The organism is Pseudomonas solani (assembly GCF_026072635.1).
In the GTDB taxonomy this organism is placed as follows: Bacteria; Pseudomonadota; Gammaproteobacteria; order Pseudomonadales; family Pseudomonadaceae; genus Metapseudomonas; species Metapseudomonas solani.
This window is the reverse complement of record NZ_AP023081.1, coordinates 2945320-2967500: the sequence shown is the minus strand read 5'-3', so window position 1 is coordinate 2967500 and position 22181 is coordinate 2945320. Positions and strand designations below refer to the sequence as shown.

At 63.9% G+C, this 22181-nt stretch carries 24 protein-coding genes; 11 read left to right on the top strand and 13 right to left on the bottom strand.

What is annotated here, in order from left to right:
- Window positions 1–52 precede the first annotated feature (52 nt).
- The gene (tyrS, locus tag PSm6_RS13365) at window positions 53–1252 is read right to left on the bottom strand and encodes a tyrosine--tRNA ligase (protein ID WP_265170390.1); all 1200 of its coding nucleotides are present in this window, start codon (window positions 1250–1252) and stop codon (window positions 53–55) included.
- A gap of 181 nt (window positions 1253–1433) precedes the next feature.
- Here tyrS and PSm6_RS13360 point away from each other — a divergent pair, with 181 nt between their 5' ends.
- The gene (locus PSm6_RS13360) at window positions 1434–2873 is read left to right on the top strand and encodes a peptidoglycan DD-metalloendopeptidase family protein (RefSeq protein WP_265170389.1); all 1440 of its coding nucleotides are present in this window, start codon (window positions 1434–1436) and stop codon (window positions 2871–2873) included.
- A gap of 4 nt (window positions 2874–2877) precedes the next feature.
- Window positions 2878–3969: an anhydro-N-acetylmuramic acid kinase gene (locus PSm6_RS13355; protein WP_265170388.1), complete on the top strand. Its 1092-nt coding sequence runs from the start codon at window positions 2878–2880 to the stop codon at window positions 3967–3969.
- A gap of 62 nt (window positions 3970–4031) precedes the next feature.
- On the opposite strand, the gene erpA is transcribed toward PSm6_RS13355, so the two are convergent.
- From erpA to PSm6_RS13340, 3 genes are all read right to left on the bottom strand, one after another.
- Window positions 4032–4382 (bottom strand): iron-sulfur cluster insertion protein ErpA, encoded by a 351-nt coding sequence (gene erpA, locus PSm6_RS13350; protein WP_031288532.1) that lies wholly within the window; start codon window positions 4380–4382, stop codon window positions 4032–4034.
- 81 nt (window positions 4383–4463) lie between these two features.
- On the bottom strand, window positions 4464–4877 hold the full coding sequence (locus tag PSm6_RS13345; RefSeq protein WP_021221626.1) for a bactofilin family protein: 414 nt from the start codon (window positions 4875–4877) through the stop codon (window positions 4464–4466).
- Between the two features lie 5 nt (window positions 4878–4882).
- Complete coding sequence (locus tag PSm6_RS13340) at window positions 4883–5608, bottom strand: DUF6776 family protein (RefSeq protein ID WP_021221625.1); 726 nt, start codon at window positions 5606–5608, stop codon at window positions 4883–4885.
- A gap of 192 nt (window positions 5609–5800) precedes the next feature.
- Between PSm6_RS13340 and hemJ the strand changes: the two genes are divergently transcribed.
- From hemJ to PSm6_RS13315, 5 genes are all read left to right on the top strand, one after another.
- Window positions 5801–6226 carry a protoporphyrinogen oxidase HemJ gene (gene hemJ / locus PSm6_RS13335; RefSeq protein ID WP_021221624.1) on the top strand — a complete coding sequence of 142 codons (426 nt, stop codon included), beginning with the start codon at window positions 5801–5803 and terminating at the stop codon, window positions 6224–6226.
- A gap of 31 nt (window positions 6227–6257) precedes the next feature.
- Window positions 6258–7220 carry an NAD(P)H-dependent flavin oxidoreductase gene (locus tag PSm6_RS13330; RefSeq protein ID WP_265170387.1) on the top strand — a complete coding sequence of 321 codons (963 nt, stop codon included), beginning with the start codon at window positions 6258–6260 and terminating at the stop codon, window positions 7218–7220.
- A complete protein-coding gene (locus PSm6_RS13325; protein WP_265170386.1) occupies window positions 7217–8479 on the top strand; it encodes an alanine racemase in 1263 nt (420 codons plus the stop codon). The genes PSm6_RS13330 and PSm6_RS13325 overlap by 4 nt, the downstream gene beginning before the upstream one ends.
- A gap of 96 nt (window positions 8480–8575) precedes the next feature.
- Window positions 8576–9694 (top strand): DUF805 domain-containing protein, encoded by a 1119-nt coding sequence (locus tag PSm6_RS13320; protein WP_021221621.1) that lies wholly within the window; start codon window positions 8576–8578, stop codon window positions 9692–9694.
- Between the two features lie 53 nt (window positions 9695–9747).
- Entirely contained in the window at window positions 9748–10536 is a 789-nt protein-coding gene (locus tag PSm6_RS13315; protein WP_265170385.1) for an SDR family NAD(P)-dependent oxidoreductase, read from the top strand.
- 46 nt (window positions 10537–10582) lie between these two features.
- Here PSm6_RS13315 and PSm6_RS13310 read toward each other — a convergent pair whose 3' ends face one another.
- A complete protein-coding gene (locus tag PSm6_RS13310; protein ID WP_021221619.1) occupies window positions 10583–12064 on the bottom strand; it encodes an AAA family ATPase in 1482 nt (493 codons plus the stop codon).
- 89 nt (window positions 12065–12153) lie between these two features.
- Here PSm6_RS13310 and PSm6_RS13305 point away from each other — a divergent pair, with 89 nt between their 5' ends.
- The 3 genes from PSm6_RS13305 (at window position 12154) to coq7 (ending at window position 14017) form a co-directional block, all read left to right on the top strand.
- Entirely contained in the window at window positions 12154–12492 is a 339-nt protein-coding gene (locus tag PSm6_RS13305) for a histidine triad nucleotide-binding protein (RefSeq protein ID WP_031288529.1), read from the top strand.
- Window positions 12492–13301 carry a formylglycine-generating enzyme family protein gene (locus PSm6_RS13300; RefSeq protein WP_265170384.1) on the top strand — a complete coding sequence of 270 codons (810 nt, stop codon included), beginning with the start codon at window positions 12492–12494 and terminating at the stop codon, window positions 13299–13301. The genes PSm6_RS13305 and PSm6_RS13300 overlap by 1 nt, the downstream gene beginning before the upstream one ends.
- Window positions 13302–13369: 68 nt before the next feature.
- Window positions 13370–14017, top strand: coding sequence for a 2-polyprenyl-3-methyl-6-methoxy-1,4-benzoquinone monooxygenase (coq7, locus tag PSm6_RS13295; protein ID WP_021221616.1), 648 nt, complete (start codon window positions 13370–13372; stop codon window positions 14015–14017).
- A gap of 127 nt (window positions 14018–14144) precedes the next feature.
- On the opposite strand, the gene speD is transcribed toward coq7, so the two are convergent.
- Together speD and PSm6_RS13285 are read right to left on the bottom strand one after the other, a co-directional pair.
- Window positions 14145–14939 (bottom strand): adenosylmethionine decarboxylase, encoded by a 795-nt coding sequence (speD, locus tag PSm6_RS13290; protein ID WP_021221615.1) that lies wholly within the window; start codon window positions 14937–14939, stop codon window positions 14145–14147.
- 226 nt (window positions 14940–15165) lie between these two features.
- Window positions 15166–15588 (bottom strand): OsmC family protein, encoded by a 423-nt coding sequence (locus PSm6_RS13285; protein ID WP_021221614.1) that lies wholly within the window; start codon window positions 15586–15588, stop codon window positions 15166–15168.
- A gap of 238 nt (window positions 15589–15826) precedes the next feature.
- Here PSm6_RS13285 and crp point away from each other — a divergent pair, with 238 nt between their 5' ends.
- Window positions 15827–16471: a cAMP-activated global transcriptional regulator CRP gene (gene crp / locus PSm6_RS13280; protein ID WP_021221613.1), complete on the top strand. Its 645-nt coding sequence runs from the start codon at window positions 15827–15829 to the stop codon at window positions 16469–16471.
- Window positions 16472–16525: 54 nt separating this feature from the next.
- Here crp and trpC read toward each other — a convergent pair whose 3' ends face one another.
- The 6 genes from trpC to rpe form a co-directional block, all read right to left on the bottom strand.
- On the bottom strand, window positions 16526–17362 hold the full coding sequence (trpC, locus tag PSm6_RS13275; protein ID WP_021221612.1) for an indole-3-glycerol phosphate synthase TrpC: 837 nt from the start codon (window positions 17360–17362) through the stop codon (window positions 16526–16528).
- Complete coding sequence (gene trpD, locus PSm6_RS13270; RefSeq protein WP_021221611.1) at window positions 17359–18408, bottom strand: anthranilate phosphoribosyltransferase; 1050 nt, start codon at window positions 18406–18408, stop codon at window positions 17359–17361. The genes trpC and trpD overlap by 4 nt, the downstream gene beginning before the upstream one ends.
- A 1-nt stretch (window position 18409) precedes the next feature.
- Complete coding sequence (locus tag PSm6_RS13265; protein ID WP_021221610.1) at window positions 18410–19003, bottom strand: aminodeoxychorismate/anthranilate synthase component II; 594 nt, start codon at window positions 19001–19003, stop codon at window positions 18410–18412.
- A 10-nt stretch (window positions 19004–19013) separates the two neighbouring features.
- Window positions 19014–20501, bottom strand: coding sequence for an anthranilate synthase component I (gene trpE / locus PSm6_RS13260; RefSeq protein ID WP_021221609.1), 1488 nt, complete (start codon window positions 20499–20501; stop codon window positions 19014–19016).
- A gap of 87 nt (window positions 20502–20588) precedes the next feature.
- Complete coding sequence (locus PSm6_RS13255; RefSeq protein WP_021221608.1) at window positions 20589–21428, bottom strand: phosphoglycolate phosphatase; 840 nt, start codon at window positions 21426–21428, stop codon at window positions 20589–20591.
- Window positions 21428–22096 carry a ribulose-phosphate 3-epimerase gene (gene rpe / locus PSm6_RS13250; RefSeq protein ID WP_021221607.1) on the bottom strand — a complete coding sequence of 223 codons (669 nt, stop codon included), beginning with the start codon at window positions 22094–22096 and terminating at the stop codon, window positions 21428–21430. Before rpe ends, PSm6_RS13255 begins: the two co-directional genes overlap by 1 nt.
- Between the last annotated feature and the right edge of the window lie 85 nt (window positions 22097–22181).

The following is a 22181-nucleotide window of genomic DNA, read 5'->3' as shown; positions in this document are numbered from 1 at the left end:
TGGTGCGCATTATAGGGATCAGAAACGGCACGTCAACACTTAAATGAAAAAATCATTCAGCCTTCAACGAGATGCGCGCAAACGCCTTCTTGCCAGCCTGACAGACATGCACGGCACCGAGCTTGAAGATGAAGCCGCGATCCACAACGACGCCATCAACACGCACACCACCCGAACCGAGCAGATCACGAGCGACAGCAGCGTTCTTCACCAGCCCTGCCTTATTAAGGACGGATGCAATGGGCATGTCCTCTATAGATAGCAGCTCGGTCTCCGGCAGGTCTTCCGGCAGCTCGCCTTCCTTCATACGGTTCCCCGCAGAACGATGAGCAGAAGCCGCAGCTTCCTCACCATGGAAACGAGCGACGATCTCTTCGGCCAACTTGATCTTGATGTCACGCGGATTGGCGCCCTGTTCAACATCACGACGGAACTGCTCGATCTCCTCCATGGAGCGGAAGCTGAGCAGCTCGAAGTAACGCCACATGAGCACATCAGGAATGGAAACGAGCTTGCTGTACATAACGCCCGGCGCTTCCTGGATACCCACATAGTTACCCAGGGACTTGGACATCTTCTTCACGCCATCCAAGCCCTCGAGCAGCGGCATGGTGACGATGCACTGAGACTCCTGCCCATAAGCACGCTGCAGTTCACGCCCCATCAGCAGGTTGAACTTCTGGTCAGTCCCCCCAAGCTCCACGTCCGCACGCAAGGCCACCGAGTCGTACCCTTGAACCAGCGGATAGAGGAACTCATGGATAGCGATGGGCTGATTGGTGGTGTAGCGCTTGTCGAAGTCATCGCGCTCCAACATGCGAGCGACGGTGTATTGCGAAGACAGACGAATGAAGTCCGCAGGACTCAACTGGTCCATCCAGGTGGAGTTGAACGCAACCTCGGTCTTCGCCGGATCAAGAATCTTGAAAACCTGAGTCTTGTAGGTCTCGGCGTTGTCCAGGACCTGCTCGCGGGTCAAAGGCGGGCGAGTGGCGCTTTTGCCGCTGGGGTCACCGATCATCCCGGTGAAGTCACCTATAAGGAAGATGACCTGATGGCCCAGCTCCTGGAACTGACGCAGCTTATTAATAAGGACGGTATGACCGAGGTGCAGATCGGGCGCGGTCGGATCGAACCCCGCCTTGATACGAAGGGGCTGCCCCCGCTTGAGCTTTTCAACCAGCTCGGACTCGACCAGAACCTCTTCCGCGCCGCGCTTGATAAGCGCCAGCTGCTCTTCAACCGACTTCATGACAGCCCCGTACACACTAGAGAAACCGAAAGGGAACCAAACATACAAGATCGCTGACTAATTACAAGTTTTGCGCCCGGGGCGGTACCAACCGGCGGAAGGCAGGATCTTGAGGTTGCCTACACCGGATTTTGGTTATATTTTAGGCAGTTAGTTCACATTCTAAAAAACACCACTCGCCATGACGCATATTGTTCCTAAAGCGCCGCGCTACCCGAAAAGCCATTTGCTGGCCGCAAGCGGTGTAGCTGCGCTGCTCAGCCTGGCTTTGCTGGTGTTCCCGTCTCGCGAGGTCGAGGCGAAGAAGACCTACATCAACCTGGAAATGGAGAACGGCTCAGAAGCCCTCATCCAGGAAAAGGACGACCTCCGACCAGACGCAGTCATCGGGGAAGAGGGCAGCTCGCCATTCGCTAACATCGAGCGCCCTGCAGACAACCAGAACAGCGCCGACAAAGATGCGAACAAGGACGAACAGACCCAAAGCGAGCTTGCCTCCAGCGAACCTCCGAAAGATCCCGGCTTGCATACGGTCAGCGTAGGCAACGGCGATACCTTGTCGACGCTGTTCAGCAAGGTCGGCCTGTCCGCCACCGTACTGCACGATGTGCTCAACAGCAGCAAGGACGCCAAAGACCTCAGTCGCCTGAAGATCGGCCAGGCCTTCGAATTCCGCCTGAGCCCCGAGGGTGAACTGCAGAGCCTGCACTCCAAGCTCAGCGACCTCGAGACCGTCACCCTGTCCAAGACTGACAAGGGCTATGACTTCAAGCGAGACCTGGCCAAGCCGGACATCCATACCGCCTATGCCCATGGCGTTATCGATAGCTCCCTGTTCCTATCGGCCAAGCGCGCCGGCATGTCTCACAACCTGACCATGGACCTGGCCAATATCTTCGATTACGACATCGACTTCGCCCTCGACATCCGTGAAGGCGACGAATTCGAAGTCATCTATGAAGAGAAGTCGGTGAACGGCAAGCAGGTGGGCACCGGCAACATCCTCGCCGCTCGCTTCACCAACCGCGGTAAGACCTACAGTGCCGTGCGCTTCACCAACAACCAGGGCATTGCCAGCTACTTCCGCGATGACGGCACCAGCATGCGCAAGGCCTTCATCCGTACCCCGGTGGACTTCGCCCGCATCAGCTCGCGCTTCTCGCTCGGCCGTCGCCATCCGATCCTCAACAAGATCCGCGCGCACAAGGGCGTCGACTATGCAGCGCCTCGCGGCACGCCGATCAAGGCCACCGGTGACGGCAAAATTTTCCTGGCCGGGCGTCGCGGCGGTTATGGCAACGCAGTGATCATCCAGCACAGCGGCAAGTACCGGACGCTCTATGGTCACATGCAGGGTTTCGCCAAAGGCATCAAGACCGGCGGCACCGTCAGGCAAGGTCAGATCATCGGCTACATCGGTACCACGGGTCTCTCCACCGGCCCGCACCTGCACTATGAGTTCCAGGTGAACGGCCAACACGTCGACCCGCTCGGCGTGAAGCTGCCCATGGCTGACCCGCTCGCCGCTGCAGAGAAGAAGCGCTTCCTGCAGATGAGCAAGCCGCTGATGGCACGCATGGACCAGGAAAAGGCCACCATGCTCGCGCAGAACAAGCGCTGATTCGATGCCGCGCTACCTCGGAGTGATGTCCGGAACCAGCCTGGATGGGCTGGACATCGCCCTGATCGACCAAGGCGAACACACCCGCCTGATCGCCTCGCACTACATCCCCATGCCCGACACACTCCGCCAGGAGTTGCTCTCGCTATGTTCACCAGGCGAAGACGAACTCGCACGCGCGGCCTTGGCCGAACAACGCTGGGTCGAACTGGCCGCCTCGGGGATCGCCCAACTGCTTCGCGAAAAAGGCCTCACAGCCGCAGATATCCGCGCCATCGGCAGCCATGGCCAAACCGTGCGCCACGAACCGGCGCGCGGCTTCACCATCCAGATCGGCAACTGCGCCCTGCTGGCCGAGCTCACCGGCATCACGGTGGTCGGTGACTTCCGGCGCCGCGACGTTGCTGCCGGCGGCCAGGGTGCGCCCCTGGTGCCAGCCTTCCACGAGGCGCTCTTCGACAATGACAGAGGCAACCGCGCCGTGCTCAACATCGGTGGGTTCAGCAACCTCAGCCTGATCGAACCCAACCAGCAGGTGCGTGGTTTCGATTGCGGGCCCGGCAACGTACTCATGGATGCCTGGATCCAGCTCAACCTCGGCCAGGACTACGACCGTGATGGCGCCTGGGCAGCCAGTGGCCAGGTCCAGCCGCAGTTGCTGAGCACACTGCTGAAGGATGAGTTCTTCAGCACGTGCGGCCCCAAGAGCACTGGCCGGGAACTGTTCAACCTGCCTTGGCTGCAAACGCAGCTGGCCAAGCTTCCCGCCTTCAAGGCAGAGGACGTGCAAGCCACCCTTCTTGAGCTCAGCGCTCGCACCATGGCAGACGCACTCATGGCATCCCAAGAGGAAACCCGCGATCTGCTGGTCTGCGGCGGCGGCGCCCACAATGGCACCTTGATGCAACGCCTCGCCGAGCTACTGCCCGGCACTCAGGTCAGCAGCACCGACAGCCGAGGCGTACCGGCAGACTGGGTCGAAGCCATGGCCTTTGCCTGGCTGGCCCATTGCTGCCTCGAAGGCATCCCTGCCAACCGCCCGAGCGTGACCGGCGCCAAAGGCCTGCGCATCCTCGGCGCCATCTACCCCGCCTGACCAAACGGTACAAACGAAAACGCCGTGCATAAGCACGGCGTTTCAGTATCAGCGAAGGATAATCAGATCGAGAAGGACGAACCGCAGCCGCAGGTAGTGGCGGCATTCGGGTTCTTGATCACGAAGCGCGAGCCTTCGAGACCTTCCTGGTAATCCACTTCCGCACCGGCCAGGTACTGGAAGCTCATGGGATCGACCACCAGGCTCACGCCATCGCGCTCTACGATGGTGTCATCGTCAGCCACGTCTTCATCGAACGTGAAACCGTATTGGAAGCCCGAACAGCCACCGCCCGTGACGAAGACGCGCAGCTTGAGCCGCGGATTGCCTTCCTCATCGATCAGGTTCTTCACCTTGTTTGCCGCTCCATGCGTAAACATCAGGGCTGTGGGGGTGAAGGATTCGACACTCATGCTGTAACTCTCCCGGCTTCACGCCGCCTTACTGCGCTGTGGCCACGCATTATCCGCTTACCCTAGAAAACTGGTCAACTATTAAGCGTCCTGGCTTTCCGGACCGGCCGGCGCCTCCAACAGGCGCTGCGCTTCCTTGATGTGCCCGAGGCGCCCTTCTATCTGCGCCCCCATGGCCATCTCCATGAGCCCGTAGTAGAGGTTGCCGCGTACCCGTGCCTTGGCACCCAGTTCCAGGTGCTCGGAAGCGAATACATCACCGACCACTTCCCCGTCGATGATCACGTGAGGCGCGCGGATCTCGCCCTCCACCAGGCCTTCGACGCTGACCCTGACCAGCCCTTCGCTGGCATTGAGGTTGCCCTTGAGGCGGCCGTCCACCTGCACCGCGCCCTGGAAGCGCAGATCACCCTCCAGTTCCGCGCCGATGGCGATGATGCTGGTCTTGCCGCTGAAACGCTGCAGATCAGCCTTGGGTTTCTGTTTGTTGAACATGCTCGTCATGACTCCTCGTCAATCCACTCGAATGTGCGCTCCAGCGGTTTCTGCTGGCCGTCCACTTGCGCGCGCACCTTTACCTGACGGGGACTGAAGCCTTCCGGCAGCTCCAGCTCGGCGAAACGTCCCGCTTCGGGAATCGCCTGGAAGTGCTTGAAGGAAAACACAACATCCTGCTGCGTCATCTCGCGGGAAAGCGTCGCCAGCTCTAGGCTCGCCTCCTTGCCGTCCTGACGACCGATCACTCGCACACGCAGCGTCCCCTTGATCGGCTGGTCATCCTTGCCGACCCGGCTGAGCATCAGCCGGAAACGGAAGCGCTGCGGCTGGTCCGTGCCATGCAACTCGAAAGCGCGAATGCGCAATCCCTCGCGGCGGCTGTCCGGCGCCAGCACGCCCCGGTAGAACGCCAGTTCCTGCTGCAGTTTGAAAACCTGCTCTTCCATCATCTTGATGGTCTGGCGGCTCTGCTCGTTGGCCTGGAGCCCCAGTCGCTCGCCGCTTACCAGTACCGCCTGGCGCTGTTGCAACTGTTCGAGTGCACGGGTGCGCTCATCCAGTTGCGCGCGCAGGCTGTCGCGCTCCGCCACGGCATCCGCCATGCCCTCGGCTCGCAACCAGCCACCGGCGAAGAACGCCACCGGCAGCGCCAGCAACAGGACCAGTACCAACCAGCGCACCAGCCGCTCACGGCGCGGGTCGCTGATGCGGACCTCCCAGCGCGACATCAGTGACGCCCGGCGCGGTGCGACCGGAGAGGCAGAACGCCACCCCTCGTAGCTAGCTTGAACATCGACCGCACCCTACCCACTGGAAAGCCGCCGATGATAAAGCCGCATCGGCCAAGGGCCAACCGTCGAGGTGACGCGTGACCGCCGGAGCCTCTACTATCGGACCCACCTCACATCAGGGAACATCCAATGCTCTATCTCTGGCTCAAGGCCTTCCACATCATCGCCGTCGTATGCTGGTTCGCCGGTCTCTTCTACCTGCCACGCCTGTTCGTCTATCACGCCTCGGCCGAAGACGCGCCCAGCCGCGAACGCTTCAGCATCATGGAGCGCAAGCTCTATCGCGGCATCATGCAGCCCTCCATGGTCCTCACCCTGCTGCTCGGCGCCGGCATGCTCTACCTCAACCCGGCCTGGTTCAAACAGGGCTGGCTACACGCCAAGCTCACCCTGGTGTTCCTGCTGATCGGCTACCACCACGTCTGCGGCGCCATGCTCAAACGCTTCGCTCGCGGCGAGAACGGCCGCAGCCATGTGTTCTACCGCTGGTTCAACGAAGTCCCGGTCCTGTTCCTGCTCGCCATCGTCATCCTGGTGGTGATCAAACCCTTCTGACTCACGAATGACCGATAGAGAGGAATGCCCGATGTCACTGCCCGCCCTGCTTGAACAACGCCTGCGCCTGCCCGTCGTCGCAGCGCCCATGTTCCTGGTTTCGACCCCGGAACTGGTCCTGGCCTGCAGCAATGCGGGCATCGTCGGCAGCTTCCCCGCCCTCAACCAGCGTGACAGTGCCGGCTTCCGCGCCTGGCTCGACGAGATCGAGGCGGGCCTGATGGCGGGCGCCGCGCCCTATGCGGTCAACCTCATCGTCCATCACAGCAACCCCAGGCTGCAGGCGGACCTGGCCATCTGCGTCGAGAAGCAGGTGCCCATCATCATCACCAGCCTGGGGACGGTGAGGGAAGTGGTCGACGCGGTGCACAGCTACGGCGGCCTGGTGTTCCATGACGTCACCACCCGCCGCCATGCCGAAAAGGCTGCCGAAGCTGGTGTCGATGGGCTGATCGCGGTGGCAGCCGGCGCCGGTGGCCATGCCGGCACCTGGAGCCCATTCGCCCTGGTGTCCGAGATCCGCCAGTTCTTCGACAAGACCCTGCTGCTGGCCGGCTGCCTCAACCACGGCCACGAGATACTCGCCGCGCAGATGCTCGGTGCCGACCTCGCCTACCTCGGCACCCGCTTCATCGCTACCCGCCAAAGCAACGCCGACACGCCCTACAAGCAGATGATCCTCGACGCCAAGGCCGCCGATATCGTCCACACGCCCGCCGTCTCCGGCGTACCGGCCAGCTTCATGCGCCAGAGCCTCGAAGCCGCCGGCTACGACCTCAAGCGCCTTACCGACAAGGCCGACGTCAACTACGGCGAAAAGCTCAAGCCCATCAGTGACGAGGCCAAGGCCTGGAAGACCGTCTGGTCCGCCGGTCAGGGCGTGGGCGACATCAGCGACCTGCCGACGGTGGAAGAACTGGTGAAGCGCCTGGATAACGAGTACCGCGCCGCCCTCCAGAGGGCCAGCCAACTCGGCCAGCGCTGGCCCCGTTGAAACGCCGCCACCTGCTCGGCCTGGGCGCACTCGGGGCGCTCGGGCTCTGGGCTATGCGCCCTGGTGACCAGGGGCGCCCCCACACAGCCTATTTCGCCGACCTGCAGAGCCTGTTGAAGCAGGAAGGCGGCGGCGTGCCGCAGCTGGTCATCGACCTCGACCACCTCGACGCCAATGCCGACCTGCTCGCCCAGCGCCTGGGCAAACTGCCCCTGCGCCTGGTGGCCAAGTCCCTGGCTTCCAATGGCCTGCTGGACTACCTCGCCAAACGCCTGACTACGCGCCGCTTCATGGTCTTCCACCAGCCCCAGGCCAACCAGTTGGCACAGGCCTTCCCCGACGCCGACCTGCTGCTGGGCAAGCCGCTGCCGGTAGCGGCCGCCCTCGCCTTCTACCAGCAGTTGCCCAATGGCCTGGGCTTCGACCCTACACGCCAGCTCACCTGGCTGATCGACAGCCCGCAGCGCCTCGTCCAGTACCTCGAGCTCGCCAAGGCCCTGCAGAAGCCCATGAGCATCGCCCTGGAGATCGATATCGGCCTGCAACGCGGCGGCCACCCCGACGCTGCCAACCTGGCGCAGACGCTGCGACTGCTCGCCGACAACAGCACGCTGCTGCAACTGCGCGGGCTGATGGGCTACGACGCCCAGGTCGCCCACGCACCGCTCTGGACCGACAGCCAGCAAGCCTTTACTGCCGCCAACGAGCGATACGCGGCCTTCATCGATGCCGCACGCGCCTTCCCCGCCATCTGGCCCAGGCAACCCCTGCTCAATGGCGCCGGCAGTCTCACCTATCCCCTGCACGCCAAGGGACCGACACCGCTGAACGAAGTCGCCGTCGGCTCGGCCCTGCTCAAGCCCGCCGAGTTCGACACGCCCCTCCTGGCCAGCCACCAGAGCGCGATGTGGATCGCCACGCCGGTACTCAAGGTTCAACGCGGCCCCCTCCCCTACCTGCAACAGGCCCAGGGCATGCTCGAAGCCTGGAACCCCAACCGGCAGAACGCCTACTACCTCTATGGCGGAGGCTGGCCCGCCGAACCCGCATCCCCCGCGGGCCTGGCCTATGACGGCATCTACGGGCGCAGCCCCAACCAGGAGCGCCTGATCGGCTCGGCAACGACCGGGCTCAGCGTCGACGACTGGGTGTTCCTGCGGCCTCTCCTGTCCGAAGGGCTGTTCAGCGGCTTCGGCCAACTGCGCCTGCTCCGTCACGGCCGCCTCGTCGGCACCTGGAAGCCGCAGCCAGCCGCCTGACCAGCTCTGTTTTTTGTGCGGCAGCCCGCTTGTGCCGCAGGGTGCGCCACCATTACGCTGTGCCATCCCTAACCAGCCGCTGACAAGGATGCCCGCATGTCCGATGCCCGCTACAAGATCGTCTTCGAAGGAGAACTGATGCCCGGTGCGGCATTGGAAACTGTCAAGGAGAACCTGGCCAAGCTGTTCAAGAGCGATGCCAGCAAGATCGACAGCCTGTTCGGCGGGCGCCCCGTGGCGCTGAAGCGTGACCTCGAAGAAGTCGAGGCAGACAAATACCTGGCCGCCCTGCAGCGAGCCGGTGCCCAGGTGCGCAAGGAACAGGACCTCGCCGCCGGCTTCAGCCTGGTGGAAACCGAAGACCATCCGAACCCGGAAACCCTCGCGGCGGTAGAAAGCGAGCAGGACACCGGCACCATGACCTGCCCCAAGTGTGGCCACGAGCAGGCCAAGTCCGGCGAGTGCCAGGCGTGCGGCATCATCATCGAGAAATTCCTCGCCCGTCAGGCGCAACTGGCTGAAGCCGCTCCCGCCGTCGCATCGTCGGCCGTGGCACCGGGCGCCTCGCCTTACGCCACCCCGCAGGCCCAGGTCGGCGAGGCGCTGCCCCAGTACTGCGAGCTGCGCCCCTTCGGCATCACCGGCCGTATCGGCCGCGTGCGCTACCTGGCCTGGTCCTTCGTGTTCATGATCGCGCTGCTGGTCGTGCTTGGCGTCGGCGCCGGCATCGGCTTCGCCATCCACCCGATCGTCGGCGGCCTCATCGCCACCGTGCTGGGTATCGCGGCCATCGTCGTCAGCGTGCAGATCAACGTCCAGCGCCTGCACGACATCGGCTGGTCGGGCTGGCTCTACCTGCTGAACTTCGTGCCCATCGTCGGCAGCGTCTTCCCCCTGCTGCTGCTGTTCATCCCCGGCACCACCGGCGCCAACCGCTTCGGTGCACCGCCGCCGCCGAACACCACCGCCGTCAAGGTCCTGGCCTGGATGTGGCTGATTATCCCGGTGGTCTTCGGCATCCTCGCCGCCATCAGCATCCCGGCCTACCAGGACTACGTTGAGCGCTCCGAGATGAGCAGCTACGAGATGCCGGCCGATGGCGATAGCGCCGACTATGCCGAACCGACCGACGAAGCCGCACCCTATGCAGAGCCGGACGAGTCGATGGACGAGGGCGACGCGGCCGCCGAACAGGAAGAGAACGAGTCCAACTGAGCAACCTCCCGGGGCTGACGTTGTCCAACCCGGCCCCGACACGGAGATTCCCGATGCCTCGTTTTGCCCTGATTACCGGCGCCTCCAGCGGCCTCGGCGTGGCCCTGGCGGAAGCCCTGGCCCGGCGGGGTCGCCACCTGATCCTGGTGGCCCGGCAACGTGACGCGCTGGAAAGCATCGCCTACGAGCTGACCCAGCGCTTCGGCGTCGAAGTGCTCTACCGCACCTGTGACCTCGCCGAACCGCTGCAGCTTTCAGGCCTGCTCCACGAGCTCAACCAGGGTGAGCGGGAAATCGACCTGCTGGTGAACAACGCCGGCATCGGTACCTCCGGCCTCTATGTCGAACAGGACTGGAGCCGCGAACAGGAACTGATCGAACTCAACGTCCTCGCCCTCGCCCGCCTCTGCCACGAGATCGGCGGCGCCATGGCCAGCCGTGGTACCGGGCAGATTCTCAACGTCGCGTCGGTAGCCGGCTTCCAGCCCGGCCCCTGGATGAGCAACTACTACGCCAGCAAGGCCTACGTACTGCACTTCTCCGAAGGGCTGCGCGAAGAGCTGAAGGTCCATGGCGTCGGCGTCTCGGTGCTTTGCCCCGGCCCTACCCGCACCGCCTTCTTCCGCGGCGCACGGATGGCCGGCGAGAAACTTGAAGGCAGCAAGCTGATGATGAGCGCCGAAGAAGTGGCGCTGATCACAGTGAAAGCGCTGGAGAAGAACCGCGCCATCATCATCCCCGGCTGGCGCAACCGCCTGCTAGCGATGAGCCCGCGCCTGTCGCCGCGCTGGCTGGTCCGGCGCCTGGCCGGGCGGATCAACAAGGCCTATCTACCGAAATAGAAAACAAAAAAGGCGCCGCAAGGCGCCTTTCTTCTCTCCCGCCGTTTCAGTCAGCCTTCACGCAGCGCCCGTCGGCCCAAGCCCGCAGCTTGGCCTGCTCCTCGGCCATCACCACCGACAGCGGTGCCGTACCCAGCAACTGCTGCAACAGCAGCGCCTGGCTCACGCTGGCCTGGGCGGCTTGCGCGGCATAGAGCATCCCCACCACGGCCTGCTCGATCTCGGCACCGGAGAAACCATCGCTGGACGCCGCCAGGATCGGCAGATCGAACTGCGCCGGGTCGATATCGCGACGGGACAGGTGGATGCGGAAGATTTCTGCCCGCACCTCGCTACCCGGCAGATCGACGAAGAACAGCTCGTCGAAACGCCCCTTGCGCACCAACTCCGGCGGCAAACGGTGGATGGCGTTGGCGGTGGCCACCATGAACACTGGCGCCTTGCGCTCCGACATCCAGGTCAGCAACGTACCCAGCACACGCTGGCTCACGCCGCCGTCCTGGTCGCCGCTGGCCAGCCCCTTCTCCAGCTCATCCATCCACAACACACAGGGCGCCATCTGCTCGGCCAGCTTGAGCGCATCACGCAGGTTGCGCTCGGTCTCGCCGAAGAACTTGTTGTACAGGCAGGCGAAGTCCAGGCGCAGCAACGGCAGCCCCCAGAGCCCTGCCACCGCCTTGGCCGCCAGGCTCTTGCCGCCGCCCTGCACGCCCACCAGCAACATGCCCTTGGGCATGGACGCCGGCTTGGCCTCCATGAACGCGCTCTGGCGCTCACCCAGCCAGCGCTTGAGGTTGGCCAGGCCGCCGACATCGGCGAAGCGCGCGGTGTCGTATTCGAAGCTGAGCACACCTTCAAGGTCCAGAAGCTGGAACTTGGTCTTGTTCAGCTCCGGCAAGTCTTCCTGGGTGATGGCGCCGTCGTCGCAGATCACGTTGCGCGCCAGCGAGCGTGCTTCACCGTGGCTGAGGCCACGCAGGTTCTTCACCACCTGCTGCAGGGTGCGGTTGTCGGTACGCACCCGGGCGCCACGGTTGCGCTCGCTCCAGCGCGTGGCCTCCTCGCGAACGATGGCCAACAGCTCATCCTCGTTCGGCAGCGCCAGGCTGAAGCGGGCGCTGTAGCGCTGTACCTCGGCCGGCAGCTTCATTGCGTGGGAAACCAGCACCAGGGTCGGCTTGTGGATCGCCTCGGCCATGGCGACTTCCTTGAGCAGACGCACCAGCTTGGGGTTGTCGTCGAAGAAGGGATGCAGGTCGCACATCACATAGAGGTTGGGCTGCGGATCGGCCTTGATCAGCCGCAGCGCTGCCTCGGCATCGGTACTGGCCCCCTCGCCCACGGGGTCGCCACCGAAGCCAAGGCGCTGCAGGCCCTCGGTCACCGCCCAGGTGAACAGACCCAGCCCGCGCTTCACCGCCAGGGTGGTCAGGGTTTCCAGCACGCGCTGCTCGTCCCAGGACTCGATGACGATGAGCTTGACCTTGGAGTCCAGCACCAGCCCCAGATCGTGGATGTCGTTCTTCACACAGGCTCCTTGTGCGGCCAGGCGGGCTGGCCGGGATAATCACGCGCCGCTAAACTCGGGGGCTTCTTATAACAGGCCGGAGAATGTCCGTGGACTGTCTGTTCTGCAAAATCGTCGCCGGGGATATTCCTGCACGCAAGCTCTATGAAGACGATCACGTGATCGCCTTCCACGACATCGCGCCACAAGCCCCGGTGCACTTCCTGGTGATCCCGAAAAAGCACATCAACACCCTCAACGACCTCACTGAGGACGACAAGACGCTGACCGGGCATATCGTCCACACTGCCCAGCGCCTGGCCAAGGAGCAGGGCTGTGACGAAGGCTTCCGCGTGGTGATGAACTGTAACGAACTGGGCGGCCAGACCGTCTATCACATCCATATGCACGTGCTCGGGCAGCGCCAGCTGCACTGGCCGCCGGGCTGATGCGTCGCACGCTACTCCTCGCCCTCTCGCTGCTACCACTCGCCGCCCTGGCCCAACAGGCCGGCGAGCGCCTGCGCGACAGCCTGCCGGACGGCGCCCAGGGCCCGGAACTGGTGATCGTTCCTGCCGGCGAGTTCCTCATGGGCGATGCCACCGGGCGCGGTAACGACAACGAGCGCCCCACCCACCGCGTGACCATCGACAAGCCCTTCGCCATCGGCCGCTTCGAGCTGACCTTCGATGACTGGCAGCGCTACGCCAGCGCCACCGGCAAGCCGATGCCCGACAACGAAGGCTGGGGCCTCTCCGGGCAGCGCCCGGTGATCCATGTGAGCTGGTTCGATGCCCGCGCCTATTGCGACTGGCTGAGCAGCGTCACCGGCCAGCGCTACCGGCTGCCCACCGAGGCGGAATGGGAATACGCCGCACGGGCCGGTGGTGCAGGCTACTACGGGTGGGGCGATGAGTTGGACAGCAGCGAGAGCGCGCCACGGGCCCATTGCCGGGGCTGCGGCACCCCCAACTCGATCCGCGGCAAAACGGCGCAGGTCGGCCAGTACCCGGCCAACGCCTTCGGCCTGCACGACACCGCCGGCAACGTCTGGGAATGGACCGCCTCGCGCTTCGCCGCCCCCTTCGACGGCAGCGAGGCGCAAGCCGCGGCCTTGCTGGATCGCAGCCCCCGCGTGGTCCGTGGCGGTGCCTGGAACAGCGGGCCGGCGTACCTGCGCACCAGCCTGCGCGATCTCAAGCAGCCGGGGCACGATGACTACGCACTGGGCTTCCGGGTACTGCGCGAACTGGACTGATCCCAGTCAAACCCGGGCAGGCCCGATGGGTTAAACTGCCCGGCATTCTTGCCTACCGGAGGTGCCCCATGGCCACCGAACGCCAGTACTCCCCCGCTGACCGCTTCCTGCTCCAGGCCGATGCCGCGCTCAAGACCCTGCTGCCGTTCAAGGGCCAGCCCTATCGCCCCAACCCGGCGAACCTGCAGGACGAGGCGCCCATGAGCGAGGCGGACAGCCGCCATGTCACTGGCCTGATGCGCATCAACCACACCGGCGAGGTCTGCGCCCAGGCGCTGTACCAGGGGCAGGCGCTGACCGCCAAGCTGCCGGAAGTGCGCAAGGCCATGGAGCATGCCGCCGAAGAGGAAATCGATCACCTCGCCTGGTGCGAGCAGCGCATCCGCGAACTGGGGGGCCGCCCCAGCGTGCTCAACCCGCTGTTCTATGGCCTGTCCTTCGGCGTCGGTGCCGTCGCCGGCCTGATCAGCGACAAGGTCAGCCTCGGCTTCGTCGCCGCCACCGAGGACCAGGTCTGCAAGCACCTGGACGACCACCTGCAGCAGATCCCTGCCGACGACGCAAAGTCCCGCGCCATCCTCGAACAGATGCGCACCGACGAGGAGCAGCACGCCACCACCGCGCTGGACGCCGGCGGCCTGCGCTTCCCGGCGCCGGTGAAGTTCGGCATGACCCTGCTCTCCAAGGTCATGACCAAGAGCACGTATAGGGTTTAAAGCAGCGGCAAGCTCCAAGCCTCAAGCTGCAAGAAAACGACACACTGCAAGAACGACAAAGGGCGCCGAGGCGCCCTTTGTGCTTTTCACGTGCGGCTTGCAGCTTCGAGCTGGCAGCCCCCGCGCGTCAGCGCGGCATATTGCGCGCGTAGAAGATCTCCAGCATCTCGTGCCGAACACGCTCTTCGACCTGCTTGCGCTGCTCAGCGGTCAGGTTGGAGGTCGCGTCGCCGAACAGGTAGTTGTCCAGGTCGAAGTTCTTCAACAGCATCTTGGTGTGGAACAGGTTCTCCTGGTACACGTTCACGTCCGTCATCTGGTACGCGTCCTGGGTATCGTCGGAGAGGTAGTTCTGGATCGAGTTGATCTCGTGGTCGATGAAGTGCTTCTTGCCTTCCACATCGCGGGTGAAGCCACGCACGCGATAGTCGACGGTGACGATGTCCGAGTCGAACTGGTGGATCAGGTAGTTGAGCGCCTTCAGGGGCGAAATCACACCGCAAGTGGAAACGTCGATGTCCACGCGGAAGGTCGCGATCCCCGACACCGGATGGATCTCCGGGTAGGTGTGAACGGTGATGTGGCTCTTGTCCAGGTGGGCCAGGATGGTCTCGGGCAACGGACCGGGGGATTCCTCGATCTGGCTGTCGGTGGGGGTCACCGGCTGCTCGGAAATGAGGATGGTCACGCTGGCGCCCTGGGGATCGTAATCCTGGCGGGCAATGTTGAGGATGTTCGCACCTATGATGTCGACCACGTCGGTGAGGATCTGGGTCAGGCGTTCAGCGTCGTACTCTTCATTGATGTACTCGACGTAGGCCTGCTGGTCCTCGGGGGTCTCTGCATAGCAGATGTCATAGATGTTGAAGCTCAAGGTCTTCGTCAGGTTATTGAACCCGTGGAGCTTGAGTTTGCTTTTCACCGTTGGGAACTCTCTGTTCATTGCGGCCCTGCCGCGTGGTTGAGCATGCCCGTCAGAAGCGCACAGTGACTTCTGCGTAGGACGGTTTACACCTCTTCGCGATGGCGATTGTGGTTATCGGTTCTGGGGCGGATTACCCCGGAAAAACGAGGGGGCGCATTATGCAGATGACGGGCGTCACCTGCCAGAGTCTGCGCCCCGAATGTGATGATTGGGTGTCGGTGGGTCAGCCGAGTTCGACGATTTCGTAATCGTGGGTGATCTCGACACCGGCGCGGCCGAGCATGATCGACGCGGAGCAGTACTTCTCGGCCGAGAGCTCGACGGCGCGCTTGACCTGCGCCTCCTTCAGGCCGCGGCCCTTGACCACGAAGTGCACGTGGATCTTGGTGAAAACCTTGGGGTCCTCGTCGGCGCGCTCGGCTTCGAGGAAGGCCTCGCAGCTCTCCACCGGCTGGCGGGATTTCTTGAGGATGCTCACCACGTCGAAGTTGGTGCAGCCACCCAGGCCGATGAGCAGCATCTCCATCGGGCGCACGCCGAGATTGCGGCCGCCACTCTCCGGCGGGCCGTCCATCACCACGGCATGACCACTGCCGGACTCGCCGACGAACAGGGCTTCTCCCGCCCACTGGATACGCGCTTTCATCGCCAGACTCCAGGCTGAAAAAAAGGGTCGCCAGCTTATCACAGCGCCTGGAAAGGCCGCGTGTCACATACGTTGGTCGTTTAGTTCCCCGCCAGTTGTTACCTGCGTCTCAAATTCGGATCACCGGTCACGAACCGTCTGTTAAGCTGACGCCGGATAACTGGCACACTTAGCCAGATAACTAATAAGAAAGTGCCTGTTGGACAAAGGCTTACCTTTAAAATTTCGGGACTCGGGCATGGTAGCTATTACCCTCACACCAAAGATCAAGAACCTCGACAAGCTGCTAGCGCACTGTCATCGCCGCCGTTATACGGCAAAGAGCACCATCATCTATGCGGGCGACCGCTGCGAGACGCTCTTCTTCATCATCAAAGGCTCGGTCACCATCCTCATCGAGGATGACGACGGCCGCGAAATGATCATCGCCTATCTCAACTCCGGGGACTTCTTCGGTGAGATGGGGTTGTTCGAAAAGGAAGGTACCGAGAAGGAACGCAGTGCCTGGGTACGGGCCAAGACGGAATGCGAAGTGGCTGAGCTCAGCTACGCCAAGTTCCGCGAGCTGACCCAGCAGGATCCGGAGATCCTCTACGCCCTGGGCAGCCAGATGGCGGACCGCCTGCGCAACACCACGCGCAAGGTCGGCGACCTGGCATTCCTCGACGTCACCGGTCGTGTCGCTCGCACCCTGCTGGACCTGTGCAAGCAACCCGACGCCATGACGCACCCGGATGGCATGCAGATCAAGATCACCCGTCAGGAAATCGGTCGCATCGTCGGTTGCTCACGTGAAATGGTCGGTCGCGTACTCAAGAGCCTGGAGGAACAGGGCCTGGTACACGTGAAAGGCAAGACCATGGTGGTATTCGGTACCCGCTAAGACGCGCACATGAAAAAGCCGGCAGGACGCCGGCTTTTCCATGTGCACTTCCAGTCAATCAGGATCGATCGCCCGGCTCACCCCGCCACGCTCGGGGAAGAACAGCCGGCGTAGCTCCGTGCCCGGTTCCTCGGCACGCATGAACGCCTCGCCCACCAGGAAGCCGAATACCTCGCTGACTTCCATCAGCTCCACATCCGCACGGTTGAGGATGCCGCTCTCGGTGATCACCAGACGATCACGCGGGATCATCGGCAGCAGGTCCAGGGTGATATCCAGGCTCACCTCGAAGGTGTGCAGGTTGCGGTTGTTGATACCCACCAGCGGCGTATCCAGGGTGTTCAGCGCACGCTCCAGCTCATCGCCATCGTGCACCTCCACCAGTACATCGAGCCCCACATCCTTGGCGGTCTTCGCCAGCTCGGCCATCTGTGCATCGGACAGCGCGGAGACGATCAGAAGCACGCAGTCGGCACCCAGCGCACGCGCCTCGACCACCTGGTAGGGGTCGATGAGGAAATCCTTGCGGATCACCGGCAACGAGCAGGCCGCGCGGGCCTCCTGCAGGTAGGCGTCGGCGCCCTGGAAGAAATCGACATCGGTCAGCACCGAGAGGCAGGTAGCGCCGCCGTCCTGGTAGCTGCGGGCGATCTGCGCCGGCACGAAATTCTCGCGGATGACGCCCTTGCTCGGGGAGGCCTTCTTGATCTCGGCGATCACAGCCGGCTGCTTGCGTGCAGCCTGCTCCAGCAACGCACGGGCAAAACCGCGGGGTGCATCGGCGGCACGGGCCAGCGCCTCGACTTCCGCCAGCGGCACGCGCAGGCGACGCTCGGCGACTTCCTCGGCCTTGCGGGCCAGGATCTTTTCAAGAACGGTAGGGATGCTCACGCTTCATTCTCCACTCGGAACACCGCGGTAAAGGAGGCCAGTTCTTCCAGCTTCTCGCGGGCGAGGCCGGTGTGCAGTGCGTCATGGGCGAGCTGCACGCCCTCTTTGAAGGTGCTCGCGTGGTCCGCCGCATAAAGCGCGGCACCGGCGTTGAGCACGATCATCTCGGCAGCCTTCTGGCCGTTCTCGGTCTTGCGACGGCCCAGGGCGTCGCGGATCAGTTCCAGCGACTGCTGCGGGCTGTCCACGGCGAGGCCGATCAGGCTCTGGCTCTTGATGCCGAAGTCCTCGGGCTGCACCTGGTACTCGGTGACCACCCCGTCCTTGAGTTCGGCGACATGGGTCGGAGCCGCGAGGCTGATCTCGTCCAGGCCATCCTTCGAATGCACCACCAGGATGTGTTCGCTGCCCAGGCGCTTGAGCACCTCGGCCAACGGGCGGCACAGCGCCTGGCTGAATACGCCGACCACCTGGTGCTTCACACCGGCCGGATTCGTAAGCGGGCCGAGCATGTTGAACAGGGTGCGCAGCCCCAGCTCGCGACGCGGGCCGGCGGCGTACTTCATCGCCTTGTGATGGACCTGGGCGAACATGAAGCCAACGCCGACGTGCTCGATGCAGCGCGCCACCTGTTCGGGCTTCAGGTCCAGGTAGATGCCGGCCGCCTCCAGCACGTCGGCGCTGCCGGTCTTGCCGGACACCGCGCGGTTGCCGTGCTTGGCGACCTTGCCCCCTGCGGCGGCGACCACGAAGCTCGCCGCCGAGGAGACGTTGAAGATGTTGGCGCCGTCGCCACCGGTGCCGACCACGTCGACCACCCGGGCCAGGGAGCCCAGTTCGACACGGCTGGCCAGCTCGCGCATCACCGAGACCGCGCCGACGATCTCGTCGATGGTCTCGCTCTTCATGCGCATCCCCATGAGGAAGGCGCCAATCTGCGCGTCGGTGCACTGCCCGGTCATGATCAGGCGCATCACGTCCTGCATTTCCTCGGTGGTCAGGTCCAGCTGGTTGACCACGCGGTTGAGGGCTTCCTTGATATCCATCTCAGCGCACCCCGCCTTGTTGCTTGAGGAAATTGGCCAGCAGCTCGTGGCCCTGCTCGGTGAGTATGGATTCCGGATGGAATTGCACACCCTCGATGTTCAGCGTCTTGTGGCGCAGGCCCATGATCTCGTCCACGGCGCCGTCGGCGTGCTGGGTCCAGGCGGTGATCTCCAGGCACTCCGGCAGCGTCTCGCGCTTCACCACCAGGGAGTGGTAACGGGTCACGGTCAGCGGGTTGTTCAGCCCTTCGAACACGCCCAGGTCCTCGTGGAACACCGGGCTGGTCTTGCCATGCATGGCCTGGCGCGCACGCACCACGTCACCACCGAAGGCCTGGCCGATGCTCTGGTGACCCAGGCACACGCCGAGGATCGGCAGCTTGCCGGCGAAGTGGGTGATCACCTCCAGCGATACGCCCGCCTCGGTGGGCGTGCAGGGGCCGGGGGAAACCACGATGCGCTCGGGGTTCAGGGCTTCGATCTCGGCGACGGAGAGTTCGTCGTTGCGGATCACATGGACATCAGCACCCAGTTCGCCCAGGTACTGCACCACGTTGTAGGTAAAAGAGTCGTAATTATCGATCATCAGCAACATGGAGCGATCCTCAGGCGTCGGTCTTGGCGGTCTGTTCGGCGAGAGCCACGGCACGGAACATGGCGCGGCGCTTGTTCAGCGTCTCCTCCCATTCCAGTGCCGGGACCGAGTCGGCGACGATTCCCGCGCCTGCCTGCACGTGCAGTTGGCCGTCCTTGATGACCGCCGTGCGAATCGCGATGGCGGTGTCCATATTGCCGTTCCAGGCCAGGTAGCCCACGGCGCCGCCGTAGACGCCACGCTTGACCGGTTCGAGCTGGTCGATGATCTCCATCGCGCGGATCTTCGGCGCCCCGGAGAGGGTGCCGGCCGGCAGGATGGCGCGCAGCGCCTCCATCGCCGAGACGCCGTCCTTCAGCTGCCCGGTGACGTTGGAGACGATGTGCATCACGTTGGAGTAGCGCTCGATCACCATCTTCTCGGTGACCTTCACCGAGCCGGTGGACGAGACGCGGCCGACATCGTTGCGGCCCAGGTCGATGAGCATCAGGTGCTCGGCGAGTTCCTTGGCGTCGGAGAGCAGGTCCTCCTCCAGCGCCAGGTCGGCTTCCTCGGTGGCGCCACGCGGGCGGGTGCCGGCGATGGGGCGCACGGTGACCAGGCCGTCCTCGACCCGCACCAGCACCTCCGGCGAGCTGCCCACCACGTGGAAGTCACCGAAGTTGAAGAAGTACATGTAGGGCGTCGGGTTGAAGCAGCGCAGCGCCCGGTACAGGTCGATGGGCGCGGCCTTGAAATCGATGGTCATGCGCTGGGAAATCACCACCTGCATGCAGTCGCCGGCCAGGATGAACTCCTTGATCTCGCGTACCGCCTGCTCGTACTCCTCACGGGTGGAGCTGGAGCGGTAGGGCAGGTCCTCGGAGAACTGCAGCGCCGGGTCCACGCCCAGGCGCGGGGTGATCGGCAGGCGCAGCTTCTGGCGCAGCTCGGCGAGGGCCGCCTGGCCCTGCTCGAAGGCGTCGGGGGCGCTCGGGTCCACCAGCACGATGGCGTGCAGCTTGCCGGCCAGGTTGTCGAACACCACCACGGCGTCCGAAACCATCAGCAGGATGTCCGGGGTGCCCAGCGGGTCGGGATTCGGGCAGTTGGCCAGGCGCTTCTCGACGTAGCGCACGCAGTCGTAGCCGAAGTAACCCACCAGCCCGCCATTGAAGCGCGGCAGCCCGGCGATGGGCGCCACCTTGTAGCGATCCTTGAAGCTTTCGACGAAGCCCAGCGGGTCTTCGCTCTCCTGGCTCTCCACCACCTGGCCGTCGACGCTCACGCTGACCTGGTGGCCATGGGCACGCAGGACGGTGCGGCTTTCCAGCCCGATGATCGAGTAGCGGCCCCACTTCTCGCCGCCCTGTACCGATTCGAGCAGGTAGGAGAAGGGCGTGTCGGCCAGCTTCAGGTAGAGAGAAAGGGGGGTGTCGAAATCCGCCAGGGTTTCGAACGCGAGCGGGATGCGGTTGTAGCCTTCAGCGGCCAAACGCAGGAATTCATCGCGGGTCATGATCAGCCTCGTGGGCGAGGAGCCCGGAGGCTCCTGGAGAAAAAACGTCGGTGTGCAAACGCGCCGGAGTATCCGGCCAGAATCAAATCAGGCGCGCCAGCGCCAACGGGCCGCGGCCTTGATGATCTTCATTCCGGCTCGTTCGAGCCAACGCTTGCAGGGAACCAGCACGTTTCTATCTCTGTGAGGCAGATGATCTGGGGAGTCGGGCGACATTAGCGCAGCGCCGTTTGCCGCGCAACCGCCAGGCAGCAGCTCACGCAGGTCGTCCACCACCAGGGCCGGCTCCTCTTCGCTGATGGGCCGTCCGTGGTTGTAGCCGTAGCTCAAGGCCACGCACTGCACGCCGGCCGCCTTGGCTGCCAGCACATCGTTGCGCGAGTCACCGATGAACAGCGACTCGGTGCGGCTGGTGCCGGTCATGTGCATCACATGGAGCAGTGCCGCCGGGTCGGGCTTCTGCTGGGGCAGGGTGTCGCCGGCGATGATCAGCGGGAAGTAACGACCGAGCTTCATCTCGTCCAGCAAGGGGGCGACGAAGCGCTCCGGCTTGTTGGTGATCAGTGCCAGCTCGACGCCTTTCTTCTTCAGCCACTTGAGGGTCTCGGCGACGCCCGGGTAGACCACCGTCAGCGAATGGCTGTCGGCGTAAGCCTCCATGAATATCTCCAGCGCCTTCTCGGCGTCCTCGTCATGCACGGCGGCATGATCGAGGCCACCGGCCAGGGCGCGGCGCACCAGCACCCGGGCACCGTTGCCGACCCATTCGCGCACCTGCTCGATACCCGCAGCCGGGCGGCCCAGGGTGACGAGCATGCGGTCGATGGCGGCAGCGAGGTCGGGCACCGAATCCACCAGGGTGCCATCCAGGTCGAACATCACCAGGCGCGGCAGGCGCCCGTCGAACAGCCGCTGCAGGGCGCTCATCAGGCCTGGGCCAGCTCGGCGCGCATGGCGGCGATGACTTCGGCGTAGTCCGGCGTGTTGAAGATGGCCGAGCCGGCGACGAAGGTGTCGGCGCCCGCCGCGGCGATCTCACGGATGTTCTTCACGTTGACGCCACCGTCGATCTCCAGGCGGATATCACGGCCGGAGGCGTCGATCAGCGCGCGCGCCTCACGCAGCTTGTCGAGGGTCCCGGGGATGAACTTCTGCCCGCCGAAGCCGGGGTTCACGCTCATCAGCAGGATCATGTCGACCTTGTCCATCACGTACTTCAGTGCATCCAGGCCCGCTGCCGGGTTGAACACCAGGCCGGCCTTGCAGCCGCCGTCGCGGATCAGTTGCAGGGAGCGGTCGACGTGCAGGGAGGCTTCCGGGTGGAAGGTGATGTAGGTGGCGCCGGCCTCGATGAAGTCGCCGATGATGCGATCCACCGGCGAGACCATCAGGTGCACGTCGATGGGCGCGGTGACGCCGTACTTGCGCAGCGCCGAGCAGACCATCGGGCCGATGGTCAGGTTGGGCACGTAGTGGTTGTCCATCACGTCGAAGTGGACGATATCGGCGCCAGCGGCGAGCACGTTGTCGACTTCCTCGCCCAGGCGGGCGAAATCGGCGGAAAGGATCGACGGTGCGATGGCGAAGGGTTGCATGACAGACCTCGGAGCAGAATCACGGTGGCGCGGATTGTAGCCTGAGTCCGCCTCCATGGCTTTGTCATACATCAGCGATGCCCCA

Coding starts and splice junctions, on each gene's coding strand:
- PSm6_RS13255 (WP_021221608.1), bottom strand. CDS start 21,428: ATGAGCGCCCTGCAGCGGCTGTTCGACGGGCGCCTGCCGCGCCTGGTG.
- trpE (WP_021221609.1), bottom strand. CDS start 20,501: ATGACCCGCGATGAATTCCTGCGTTTGGCCGCTGAAGGCTACAACCGC.
- PSm6_RS13320 (WP_021221621.1), top strand. CDS start 8,576: ATGTCCGATGCCCGCTACAAGATCGTCTTCGAAGGAGAACTGATGCCC.
- hemJ (WP_021221624.1), top strand. CDS start 5,801: ATGCTCTATCTCTGGCTCAAGGCCTTCCACATCATCGCCGTCGTATGC.
- PSm6_RS13340 (WP_021221625.1), bottom strand. CDS start 5,608: ATGTCGCGCTGGGAGGTCCGCATCAGCGACCCGCGCCGTGAGCGGCTG.
- coq7 (WP_021221616.1), top strand. CDS start 13,370: ATGGCCACCGAACGCCAGTACTCCCCCGCTGACCGCTTCCTGCTCCAG.
- trpD (WP_021221611.1), bottom strand. CDS start 18,408: ATGGATATCAAGGAAGCCCTCAACCGCGTGGTCAACCAGCTGGACCTG.
- PSm6_RS13330 (WP_265170387.1), top strand. CDS start 6,258: ATGTCACTGCCCGCCCTGCTTGAACAACGCCTGCGCCTGCCCGTCGTC.
- PSm6_RS13315 (WP_265170385.1), top strand. CDS start 9,748: ATGCCTCGTTTTGCCCTGATTACCGGCGCCTCCAGCGGCCTCGGCGTG.
- erpA (WP_031288532.1), bottom strand. CDS start 4,382: ATGAGTGTCGAATCCTTCACCCCCACAGCCCTGATGTTTACGCATGGA.
- tyrS (WP_265170390.1), bottom strand. CDS start 1,252: ATGAAGTCGGTTGAAGAGCAGCTGGCGCTTATCAAGCGCGGCGCGGAA.
- PSm6_RS13345 (WP_021221626.1), bottom strand. CDS start 4,877: ATGTTCAACAAACAGAAACCCAAGGCTGATCTGCAGCGTTTCAGCGGC.
- PSm6_RS13355 (WP_265170388.1), top strand. CDS start 2,878: ATGCCGCGCTACCTCGGAGTGATGTCCGGAACCAGCCTGGATGGGCTG.
- PSm6_RS13265 (WP_021221610.1), bottom strand. CDS start 19,003: ATGTTGCTGATGATCGATAATTACGACTCTTTTACCTACAACGTGGTG.
- PSm6_RS13300 (WP_265170384.1), top strand. CDS start 12,492: ATGCGTCGCACGCTACTCCTCGCCCTCTCGCTGCTACCACTCGCCGCC.
- PSm6_RS13285 (WP_021221614.1), bottom strand. CDS start 15,588: ATGAAAGCGCGTATCCAGTGGGCGGGAGAAGCCCTGTTCGTCGGCGAG.
- rpe (WP_021221607.1), bottom strand. CDS start 22,096: ATGCAACCCTTCGCCATCGCACCGTCGATCCTTTCCGCCGATTTCGCC.
- PSm6_RS13360 (WP_265170389.1), top strand. CDS start 1,434: ATGACGCATATTGTTCCTAAAGCGCCGCGCTACCCGAAAAGCCATTTG.
- crp (WP_021221613.1), top strand. CDS start 15,827: ATGGTAGCTATTACCCTCACACCAAAGATCAAGAACCTCGACAAGCTG.